This is a genomic window from Clostridium ihumii AP5 (assembly GCF_000612845.1).
GTDB classification, from domain to species: Bacteria; Bacillota; Clostridia; order Clostridiales; family Clostridiaceae; genus Clostridium_J; species Clostridium_J ihumii.
In genome coordinates this window covers 1-12,440 of the sequence record NZ_CCAT010000074.1, presented here as the reverse complement: position 1 = coordinate 12,440, position 12,440 = coordinate 1, and the positions used below count along the sequence as shown (strand labels likewise).

Annotated in this window: 9 protein-coding genes; all 9 read left to right on the top strand. The window is 26.7% G+C overall.

The window, feature by feature from the left end:
* The first annotated feature begins 361 nt into the window (after window positions 1-361).
* The gene (locus tag BN346_RS15750; RefSeq protein WP_040329871.1) at window positions 362-799 is read left to right on the top strand and encodes a YaiI/YqxD family protein; all 438 of its coding nucleotides are present in this window, start codon (window positions 362-364) and stop codon (window positions 797-799) included.
* Window positions 800-997: 198 nt separating this feature from the next.
* Window positions 998-3,004 carry a triple tyrosine motif-containing protein gene (locus tag BN346_RS15745; RefSeq protein WP_040329869.1) on the top strand — a complete coding sequence of 669 codons (2,007 nt, stop codon included), beginning with the start codon at window positions 998-1,000 and terminating at the stop codon, window positions 3,002-3,004.
* A gap of 265 nt (window positions 3,005-3,269) precedes the next feature.
* A complete protein-coding gene (locus BN346_RS15740; RefSeq protein ID WP_040329867.1) occupies window positions 3,270-3,959 on the top strand; it encodes a lytic transglycosylase domain-containing protein in 690 nt (229 codons plus the stop codon).
* 485 nt (window positions 3,960-4,444) lie between these two features.
* Entirely contained in the window at window positions 4,445-5,971 is a 1,527-nt protein-coding gene (locus tag BN346_RS15735) for a YfcC family protein (protein ID WP_040329866.1), read from the top strand.
* 221 nt (window positions 5,972-6,192) lie between these two features.
* On the top strand, window positions 6,193-6,642 hold the full coding sequence (locus tag BN346_RS15730) for a hypothetical protein (RefSeq protein WP_040329865.1): 450 nt from the start codon (window positions 6,193-6,195) through the stop codon (window positions 6,640-6,642).
* Between the two features lie 2 nt (window positions 6,643-6,644).
* A complete protein-coding gene (locus tag BN346_RS15725) occupies window positions 6,645-7,985 on the top strand; it encodes a M20 family metallopeptidase (protein ID WP_040329864.1) in 1,341 nt (446 codons plus the stop codon).
* Window positions 7,986-8,236: 251 nt separating this feature from the next.
* Entirely contained in the window at window positions 8,237-8,956 is a 720-nt protein-coding gene (locus BN346_RS15720; protein ID WP_040329862.1) for a pseudouridine synthase, read from the top strand.
* Window positions 8,957-9,579: 623 nt separating this feature from the next.
* Complete coding sequence (rnr, locus tag BN346_RS15715) at window positions 9,580-11,718, top strand: ribonuclease R (RefSeq protein WP_040329861.1); 2,139 nt, start codon at window positions 9,580-9,582, stop codon at window positions 11,716-11,718.
* Window positions 11,719-11,982: 264 nt separating this feature from the next.
* Window positions 11,983-12,440 (top strand): hypothetical protein (locus tag BN346_RS15710; RefSeq protein ID WP_040329860.1); only part of this gene is annotated, 458 nt, incomplete at its 3' end.

Genomic DNA, 12,440 nt, shown 5'->3' with positions numbered 1-12,440 from the left:
ATGAACAATTAACAATGAATTATAAAACTGAAGTCTCAGTTTATTTGAATCAATTTTTATGATAATTTGCTAAGCAAATTAGTTTGAAAACAATATAAAAACATAGTTTTTATGCAATTCTATTCATAAATATTAAGAACGAAGTGAATAATATTAACCATCATTGTTAATCGTTAATTGGTTCCAAGCATGATAATAGAATAAACTGTAAGCTTAATAATATCACTTGATAAAGGTGCTATTTAAAATTTGAACTTGGAACCCTATATGATATACTAAAAAAGATTTAAGTATAATTTGCACTAATTTAGTCATTGTAAATTAGTTAGAAATATTATTTTACGTATTGAGGAGTAAAAATATGAAAATTTTAGTAGATGCAGATGCTTGTCCAGGAAAGAAAATAATAGAAGAATTATCTAAGGAATATAATGTACAACTTATATTCTATTGTGATTTAAATCATAGGCTAGAACCAAGTTATGGTGAGGTTGTATATATGGATAGTGGGTTTCAAAGTGTGGATATGAAAATAGCCAATGAGTGTAAAAAAAGTGATATTGTTATTACACAAGATTATGGTGTTGCAGCAATGGTTCTGGCTAAAAATGCATTTGCAATAAATCCTAAAGGAAATATTTACACAAACGAAAACATAGATAAGTTATTATTTGAAAGGCATATAAGTTCAAAAGTTAGAAGAGGTGGAGGCAGAACAGCGAATCATAAAAAAAGAACAGAAGAAGATGATAAAAGGCTTTATAATAGTTTAAAAAGTATTTTAGAAAAAGCAAATTAAATTTGTCTTCTTTTTGATATTTATAGAAATTTATGTTCTATTTTATAAAAAATCAGCGAGAAAATAAACTTTTCTATTTTTTGGAATTATAGTATAATAAATTATAATATTACATGAAAATATAAATTTTTTATTTATATTTTATGAGAGAACTAGAAATTAGAAGTAAGTAACAATATTGAGGAGGAAACGTAATAGATGAATGAAATGAATATTATTACAAATTTAGAAAGTCCTCAAGAAAAAGGCAAAGATATAACTATTAGTATAGAAAATGAAGTAGAAAAAAATTTGACATATAAATTTTTAATAGGCAATGATGGAATGTGGGAAACCATAAAAGGGTTTAGCATTGATAATTTTGCAGTTTGGAAACCTATTATGGATGGAAAATACATAATAATGGTACAGGCTAAAGTTCAAGGAAGTAAAAAACCTTTTGATTATATGTCAAGGAGTGACTTTATAGTAGGAAAAAGAGAAGAAAAATTAATAAAGTCCATTGAAGTAGATAAAAATGAAGTGAAAGTTGGAGAAAAAGTAACAGTAACAGCAAATTCTAATTCAGCATCTATTATGTATAGATATTGGATAAAAGAAAATTCAAAGTGGATTTTAATTAAGGACTACACCGTAGACAATAGTTTATCTTATACACCTAAGTTTAAGGGTGATATGGAGTTTCTTGTGGAATGTAAAAGTATATACTCTAGCAATTTATTTGATGACTTTAATTCTATAAATTTTACGGTATTACCAATATCAAAGTTAGAAATAAAATCTTTAAAATGTATATCACCAGATCTTTTAGTGGATGAAGAACTTACTTTTGAAGTTGAAGCAGACTTTGATGAAAGTAGGGTTATACTATATAAGTTTTTAAAGTTTGATGATATGGGTAACGTTACATGTCTTCAAGATTACTCAACTAGACGGTTAGTAAGTTATAGAGAAAATCATAAGGGTGAATATAAAATATTATGTCTTGTAAAAGATATGTATTCACCAAATGAATATGATGATAGAGCATTAATTCATTATAAAGTATATCCATATAAACCAATTGAACTTTTAAGTTTTACAACGGATTTGAGTTCTCCACAAGTAATAAATAGCAAGATAAATTTAAAAGTAGTTGCATCTGGCGGGAGAGATTTATTATATAAATTTATTGTAGATGGAAATGAAAATTATACTACAAAATTCACCAAAGAAAATAATTTTTTATGGGAGCCAACAAAATCTGGTGAATATAATCTAGAGGTTTATATTAAGGATAGACAATGTGAAGAGAAGTATGAAGTAAAAGATTGCATAAAATTTAAAATAGAAGAAGATTATATAGATAATATAAAAATAGAAGAGATTATTTTAGATAAAAAAAATCAATTACTCATAAATGAACCGGTTGAAATAAGAGCTATTGCTAGTGGTGGAACAAGTTTAAAATATAGTTTTGTAGTTAAAAAAGATGATAAAGTAACAGAAAAAATTGATTATAGCGATAGTAATACTGTATATTTTGCACCAGAAGAAGTTGGAAAATATGAAATAGATATTAGAGTTAGAGATTCAAGATCTAAAAGAGAGTACGATGTTCATGCAATGACATATATTGATTGTTATGAATATATACCTGCTAAAATTGATTATGTCTTAACAGATAGTAAATCAAAGTATTTAATTGGTGATGAGATAACATTAGAATGTATTTGTGAAAATACATTAAATACACTTATAAAGTATAATATAAAAATAAATAATCATGATGTTGAAAAAAGCGAATATTTTGAAGAAAAAAAATTTAAATTTATACCACGTTGTGGAGGTAAATATATAGTAGATATTATGGCTAAAAATAAAGCTAGTACGGATGAATATGATTATAAAAAAACAATGATATTTAATGTACTAGAAGGAAATCCAATTTCAAATTGTAGCATAGGTTATGATAAGGATATTTTTAAATGCAATGAGGGTATAAATTTTAAAGTGAATTGTGATGGTGGAAAAGACGTTATATATGAATTTTATTTAATGGAAAAAGGTGAATGGAATTTAATACAAAGATATAGTAAAAAAGATTATTACACATTTATTCCATTTAAAAAAGGATTTTATAAAATCTTAGCATTAGTAAAAAGTACAAATAAAAAGATAGCATATGAGGATTATGATTTATTAGAATTTAAAGTCAATCAATAAAATACAGATAGATTAGTTAAGGCATATAGTTATTTATTTAGAGTTATAGAAAAAAAGCATGTGAAAACATGCTTTTTTATTTTGTATAGAATCGATTAAAAAACACAAAATTCCATATATTTAATAAATTACATATTGATATGTATAAAGATTAGAAAAAAAATGTCGAAGTTTATATAAGGAATATATTATAATTAATTTAGTAATAGTATGATGTAAAATGACTAAAATATATATAATTTTTTTTATATGGAGGTGCAATTAAATGCCAAATGGTGTAAATGGAACAAGTAATGACGGGCTAAGTTCAATGATGCAAATGATGATGGTAAGCAAAATGATGCAAGGCGGCAATAGTGAAAGTGGTGGAAGCTATAATATAGCATTTGCTAGTTTGCTAAGTGCCATGAAAGAAAAGAATTTAGCAGAAAATAAATATGAACATAATTTAAGTAATAATGGAAATAGTGGTTTAAACAATATCATGAATATGGTTTTAAGACCAAACTATAATTTAGAAGATATATTAAGTGGTAATAGTAATTTAAATTTAAATAGTGATAATAAAACTATAGAAAATGAAATAAAAAAGGCCTCTCAAAAATATGGAGTAGATGAAAAGATTATAAGAACTATAATAAAAATAGAATCAAACTTTAATCCTAATGTTACTTCATCTGCAGGAGCAAAAGGCCTTATGCAATTAATGCCAGAAAATATAAATCACTATGGTGTTAATAATCCTTATGATATAGCTGAAAACATAGATGCAGGGACAAGACATATAAAAGATTATATTCAAATGTACAATGGAAATTTACAAATGGCATTAGCTGCGTATAATTGTGGACCGGGAACAATGTCAACAAGAGGAGTTACTAGTATAAGTGATTTTCATAAATTGCCATTAGAAACTCAAAATTACATACAAAAAGTTAAAAAATATTTAGGATAGTTAATAAATGAGAGATGTAAATCTCTCTATTTTTTTGTTTTATGTTAATTTATAGCAACATAGATAAATTAAGAAAAACTTACATAAAAAACATAATATACATTCAAAAGAAAGAATAAAAAGTAAAGATGGAATTTTTAGAAAAATTTAAAAACAAATTGACTTTTTATTTGAAAATTATTATAATATTAATTAAATAAGAAAAAAGAAAGAAAAATCATCAAAAACACAAAAGAAAAAAGTAGAAAAAACTCGAAATGATATTATAAGATAATAAGAGCAAAAATCGGAATTATCAATTAATTAGATTTTAAAATAGTCTAATATTCAATAGCAATTTTATTAACAACATATACGATAGCTAAGCAATAGATTTAAAAGGACAAGCTATTAAACTTTTATTATGTTAAAATGTATATCATTTATATAAAATGCTTTATGTGTTTGAGATTGAACAATTCTTTCAGGATGAAAGGAGTGTCTTTATGAAAAAGAAAAAGTTTCAATTTCCTTCTGCCTATACTATATTGTTAACGTTAACACTAGTTATAGGTATATTAACTCATTTTGTGCCTGAGGTTATACCAGCTAAAGTATCAGATGTAGTATTAGCACCTATGAATGGTATGGTTGGTGTAAGAGATGATGCTGTTCATTCAGCAGTGCAAGAGGCTATGCAAAATGAAGGTACAGAAAAAGCACTTGAAGTTTTAAGAGAATCAGAAAACCAGTACATAAACATGTATAATGCCGGATCATTAAAAGGAGCAATAGATGTTGCGTTATGTACTATAATTATAGGTGGTTTCCTAGGTGTTGTAACTAGAACAGGAGTTCTAGATGCAGGGGTAGGGGCAATAGTAAAAAAACTAAAAGGAAAAGAAATATACTTAATACCAGTAATAATGATTTTATTATCAATTGGTGGTACTGCATGGGGAATGTGTGAGGATAGTTTAGCATTCTATGTAATTATTACAGCAACCATGATAATGGCTGGATTTGATAGTGTAACATCTGTTGCAGCTATGATATTAGGTGCAGGAACAGGAGTTTTAGGATCAACAATAAATCCATTCTGTATAGGTGCAGCAGTTGCAGGTGCAGAAGCTGTTGGAGTATCAATAAACCAAGGAACAGTAATAGGACTTGGAATAGCATTATGGTTTACAACATTAGCAATATCAATATTCTTTGTAATGAGATATGCTAAAAAAGTAAAAGCTGATCCAACTAAATCATTAATGACTGAAGAAGAACGTAAATTAGCTAAAGATCACTTTGTAAAAGAGCAAACAGAAGAACATACATTTACAACAAGAAAGAAAATATGCTTAGCATTATTTGGTTTAACTTTCTTAGTAATGGTTATTGGTGTAGTTCCATGGGAGAATTTTGGAATCAACTTCCTTGCTGAAAATACAGGAGCAATAACAGGAACATATTTAGGAGCATGGTACTTTAATGAAATAACTATATGGTTCTTAATAATGTCTATAGTAGTAGGAAAAGTTTATGGATTAAAAGAAAAAGAACTTATATCTGCATTTATGAAAGGTGCAGAAGAAATGATAGGTGTTGCATTAATAGTTGCAGTATCTAGAGGTGTATCTTTCTTAATGACAAACTCAGGACTTGATTTATTTGTTTTAGATAAAGCAGTAGGAGTATTAAATGGAGTATCAGGAATAGCATTTATAAATATAACATATATGATATTTATGGGATTAGGATTCTTAATACCATCTACATCAGGATTAGCATCTGTTACAATGCCAATCTTCGCTCCATTAGCACAAAGATTAGACATAGCACCAGAACTTGTTATATCAGCATTCTCAGCTGGATCAGGTATATTAAACCTTGTAACACCAACATCAGGAGTTATAATGGGTGGACTAGCTATAGCAAAAGTTGAATATTCTACATGGCTTAAATTTGTAGGAAAAGTATTACTTTGTATATTCATAGCAACATGTCTAATTTTATCAGTAGGAATAATGATACTATAAAATAGAAGTTTGAATGATTAGAAGAGAGAAGATAGGAATGAAAGCATAACATTTGTGTTCATTACAAATTTAGAAATAAATTTTTATAAATATCATCTCTCTTCTTTTTATACATAAAATTATAAGAAAAAGTAAGAGTGTGACTAAATATAGTAAATTTCCAAGGAAATATAAGATTTTTAGGGATAAGGAATTAGTATAATAAAAAGGAGAGAAAATAAATGAGTTTAATGGGATTAATGGGTTCTATATTTTTTACATTTATGGCAGTATTGCTATTTGGTAGAAAAAGAGTTGGAAACAGTTATATAAGATATGGAATATTAACATTTATATTTATTTTAAGTTATGGATTAACACCATCAGTTCCAGAAAAAATGCAATCACTTACAATATTTGTTGGATTTTCAACTATGCTTATTTTAATTGGATTAACATTTGGATTGTTTGTTAAATTAATAAATAAAAGTGATAAATCAGCTACAGTGCTATCTATAACAGCATCATTAGTATTGATGATATTAATGTTTAATGCAAGAGGATATTTAAATTATATGTATATCCCAGTATTAATGTATTTAATACAAGGAAAATTTAATGAAAAAATAAAGAAAGATCTTGAAAATGAGAATTTTAATTTAAGTTTTAAAGAAAGAATGAGGAGACAATAATTATGAAAGAGCAGATAAAAGCCAAAGTTCAAGAAAATAAAAATGAGATGATAAATTCTATTTGTGAGAGTGTAAGAATTCCAAGTGTTATAGGAGAATCAATTGATGGATGTCCATTTGGAAAAGATATAAATGATTCATTAGAACATACATTAAATTTATGTAAATCTTTGGGATTTAAAACTTATAGAGATAAAGAAGGTTATTATGGATATGCAGAAATAGGTGAAGGTGAAGAGCTTGTTGGAGTTTTAGGGCATTTAGATGTTGTACCAGCAGGAGATGAAGCAGCTTGGAATGTTAAACCATTTGGCGGTGAAATAATAGATGGAAAATTGTATGGAAGAGGAACTCAAGATGATAAAGGTCCAGTAATAGCTGCAATATATGGATTAAAATCACTTTTAGATTTGGGAATTAAACTTAATAAAAGAGTTAGATTTATATTTGGAACAGATGAAGAAACGCTATGGAGAGACATGGCTAAATATAATGAAAATAATGAGGAAATTCCAAGCTATGGATTTACTCCAGATAGTGTATTCCCATGTGTAAATGCAGAAAAAGGATTATTACAAGCTATATTAAAATCTGAAAAGGGTTCAGCAGTAACACTAAAAGCAGGAGAAGCATTCAATGCAGTTCCAAGTAAAGCTATTTATAATAGTATAAAATTAGAAGAGGTTAAAAATGAACTAGATAAATTAGGATTTGAATACAAAGAGGAGAATGGAATAACTGTAATAGGTAAAAGCGTTCACTCACAAGCAAGTGATAAGGGAATTAATCCTATAAGTAGATTATGTATAGCATTTAAAAATTTGGGTATATCTTCAAATGCTATAGATTTTATAGCAAATGTTATAGGTGAAGATGCAAATGCTAATAACATACTTGCAAATTGTGAAGATGTTTCAGGAAAACTTACATTTAATATAGGGAAAATAGATTTAAATGAAAGTGAAGAAAAAATATATATAGATGTAAGAATACCAGTTACTATTAAAAAAGAAGAATTAGTAAATAACTTAATTGAAAAAGCAAAAGAGTTTGATTTAGACTATGAAGAATATGATTGGACAAACCCAATCTATATAGAAAAAGATCATTTTTTAGTAAAAACGTTAAGAAAAGTTTATGAAGAAGAAACAGGACTAGATTCTACACCATTATCATCTGGTGGGGCAACATATGCTAGAGCTATAAAAAACTGTGTAGCATTTGGAGCAATTTTCCCATTTGGATTAAAAACTGAACATCAGCCAAATGAATATGTAGTTGTAGATCACATGGTAAAGGCAACTGAAATATACGCATTAGCACTTTATGAATTAACTAGATAACGTAATAAATATATGGACATCTTCAAATTTTAATTTAAAGATGTCCATATTTTATTATAAATTTAAATAAAAATTTGAATTCTAATTACTAAATTGGTAAAATCTAAACTTAGAGTGAAAAATAAAAGGTATATAGGAAATCAAGTTTAAAAATTGAGTTATACATTTTAAAAATGTAAAATTAACATTGTAAATTAATAAGTGTATAAAATAAAATATTAGCTTGAAAACTTATATGAAAGGAGTATGTTATGGAAAGATTAGATAAAGTTCTTGCTAATTTAGGATATGGTAGTAGAAAAGAAGTGAAAGCTCTTTGTAAAAAAGAAGAGGTAATAGTAAATGGTGTGCCAGTAAAAGATAGTAGTATGAAGGTTGATACAGAAAATGATGTTATAGAAGTTAAGGGTGAGGTTTTAAATTATAGGGAATTTATATATTTACTTATGAATAAGCCAGATGGTGTTGTAAGTGCAACTTTTGATAATTATGATGAGACGGTTATTGATTTGTTAGATGAAGAATATAAGGCATTTAAGCCATTTCCGGTTGGAAGATTAGATAAAGATACAGTGGGATTACTTCTTATTACTAATGATGGAGAATTAAATCATAAATTAATATCTCCTAAAAATCATGTAGATAAGGTTTATTATGCAGAGATAGATAAATGTGTTACAAAAGATGATGCTAAAGCATTTGAAAGAGGAATAACTTTAGATGATGGTTATTTATGTATGCCAGGAAAATTAAATATTTTAGAGGCAGATGAAAATGGATCACGTGTAGAAGTTACAATTCAAGAAGGAAAGTTTCATCAAGTTAAGAGAATGTTTGAATCATTAGATAAAAATGTAGTTTATTTAAGAAGAATAAGCTTTGGCCCAATAAAAATAGATGAGTCTTTAGAAGAAGGCGAATTCCGTGAGTTAACAGAGGAAGAAATTAACATATTAATGAATCTAAAATAGAATAATGAAAAAAATGTCGTAAAAGATTAGTTGAAAAATAGAAATAATAGAGAAAATTCTAAAAATTTCACAAATTATCAATAAAATTAGCTTATTTTGTAATTTTTTTAACAATTTTACTTGAATGTAAGTTAAAAATATAATATAATAAAAGTGCAAAATAAATAAAGAGATATATAGCCCCCTTTTTATTTATTTCATAATAGCCCAACCCCAAGGGCTGTTATATATTTATTGCATGTAAATTATATATTTAATTTACTAAAAAACTTCTAGAATTTATTCTAGAAGTTTTTTGTTTTACATTTAGATAAAAAATTAAAATAATATCAATATTTATATACTTTTGTGTGTATAATTAGAATAAGTGAAATTATATTTTATGTTTAAGGATAAGTATGTATGTCCATAATTTTCAATGTATAAATTAAAATGATATTTTGGAACATATATATAAGAAACTAATTTGTATATTAATTTATTTGCACTTTATACTGGAGTTAAGTATAAAGTAATAAAAAAGTAAATTTAAAATAGATTTTATAACATATGATAGAATTGAATAAATTAAAGATAGTATAAGGTTTTGATGTTTTAGTAAAAACATTGTTAAGGAGGAGATTATGAATATAAGAGAAGTTTTGTTAAGCTTCATGAATGAACCAGCGTATAGACCTATGATGGTTCAAGAATTAGCTAAAATTTTTGGTATAACTAAAAGAGATATGAAAGATTTTCAAAAAATAATAGATAGTATGGTTCAAGATGGTCAAATTGCAAGTAATGAATCAGGAAGATATGGAATAACTAGCAACATGGGTTTAGTAACAGGTATATTTCAATCACATCAAAAGGGATTCGGTTTTGTAATATTGGAAGAAGATAAACCAGATATATTTATACCAGCATCAAATGTAAATACAGCAATGAATGGAGATAAAGTATTAGTTAAAATTTTAAAAAATGAAAACAATGGTAAAAAGTGTGAAGGATTTATAGAGAGTATTATTGATAGAAAAAATAAAACAGTTGTAGGATTATATCAAGACAGTAAAAGTTTTGGATTTGTAGTTCCATCAGATAATAAAATGACAAAGGATATATTTATACCAAAGGGAAAAAGAAATGGAGCTAAGACAGGTCAAATAGTTGTAGTAGAAATACTTAAATGGCCAGATGAAAATAAGAAAGCAGAAGGTAAAATTATAGAAGTTTTAGGATATAGTGATGAAAGAGGCGTAGATATCTTAACTGTAATTAGAAAGTTTAATCTTCCAGAAGAATTTCCTTTTGCAGTAGAAAAAGAAGCTGTTGAGATAGATGAAAATATCAATAAAGATGAATATAAGAGAAGAAGAGATTTAAGAGACTTAAAAATAGTTACTATTGATGGTGAGGATGCAAAAGATTTAGATGATGCAGTATCAATAGAAGTTCTTGAGAATGGAAACTATAAATTAGGAGTTCATATTGCTGATGTATCACATTATGTTAAAGAAAATTCTAATTTAGATAAAGAAGCCTTTAAAAGAGGAAATTCAGTATATTTAATTGACAGGGTTATACCTATGTTACCTAGAAAATTATCTAATGGTGTATGTAGTTTAAATCCAAGAGTAGATAGATTAACTTTAAGTTGTGTTATGGAAATAGATCATAATGGAAAAGTTGTTGATCATGAAATATTTGAATCTATAATAAAAACTAATGAGAGAATGACATATACAGATGTAACAAAGATATTAAGAGATAAAGATGAAGAAACTATAAAGAAATATGATTATTTACTTGAAGAGTTTCAAAATATGGAAAAGTTATTTAATATTTTAAATAAGAGAAGAATGGACAGAGGAACTATAGATTTTGAATTTGAAGAAGCAAAAATAATATTAGATGATAAGGGAAAACCTGTAGAGATAGAACCTTATGAAAGAGCTGTATCAAATAGAATTATAGAAGAGTTTATGCTTGTTGCAAATGAAACAGTAGCGGAGCATATGTTTTGGTTAAATGTTCCTTTTGTTTATAGAATTCATGAAGATCCAAATGAAGAAAAGCTTATGAACTTTAATGAATTTGTACACAATCTAGGATACTTTGTAAAACATACAGGTGAAATTCATCCAAGGGTTCTTCAAGAAATTTTAGAAAAAGTAAAAGGTAAAAAAGAGGAACATGTAGTTAGTAGATTACTGCTTCGTTCCATGATGAAAGCTAGATATGCACCACAATGTACAGGTCACTTTGGATTAGCTGCTAAGTATTATTGTCACTTTACTTCACCAATTAGAAGATATGCAGATTTAACTATTCATAGAATAATTAAAGAATATTTAAATGGTGGAATTAGTGATAAGAGAGAGAAAAAACTTAATAAAATAGTAGATAAAGCATCTAATCAGGCATCAGATACAGAAAGAATAGCAATAGAAGCTGAAAGAGAAGTTGATGACTTAAAGAAAGCTGAATATATGGCAGATAAAATTGGCGAAAAATTTGAAGGGATTATTTCATCAGTTACAAATTTTGGTATATTCATAGAATTACCAAATACAGTAGAAGGTCTTGTTCATATAACTGATTTAAAAGATGATTATTATATATATGATGAAAAAAATATACAACTTATGGGTGAAAGAACTAAAAACATATACAGATTAGGTGATGATGTTAAAGTTGTATGTACTAGAGTTAGTATAGAAAATCGTGAAGTTTACTTTGAAATTGTAGAAGAAAAAGATGATGAAGAAATAGAAGAATAAATATATAAAATAAGGCATAAAATGACTCAAATAGCATTTTATTGCCTTATTTTTTATGTGGAAAATTAATTTTATTTTATATAGCCAATTGTATTTGTTGTGCATATGATAAAGTGTAGCTATATAGAGAAAAAACGATATTCTTGTATAGTTTTGTTTAAATAATAATATTTATGTAAATAAAAATATAAGGTTTGAATTATTATTTTAAACCTTATATTTAGTTAATATAGCTATAAATAAATATAAGATAAGGTGAAGTATATGGCTAATAATCTTATTTTTAATAATGTTGCATCTAGGTTAATGGTTATGGCAAACGGTGTAGATAATACTGGTGTAGCCCATCCATTATTAACAGATAATACTGGTAATTTACAAGTTAGTATACAAAACACATCAGTATCAGTAACTGGAACAGTTTCTGTAGATGGAACAATACCTGTAACAGGTAATTTATCAATAACTGGAACAGTACCAGTGACAGGCACAGTACAAGTAGCGAGTGGAAGTATAGCAGTTAGTAATACACCATCAGTAAATGTAGCAAATACAGTACCAGTAACAGGTACTGTACAAGTAGCAAGCGGAAGTGTAGATATAACAAATACGCCATCAGTAAAAGTAGATAATACAGTATCAGTAACAGGTATAGTACAAGTATCACAAGTAACACAAGGTACAGTAACAGTAGCAGGTGGAAGCATAGCAATTAGTAATGC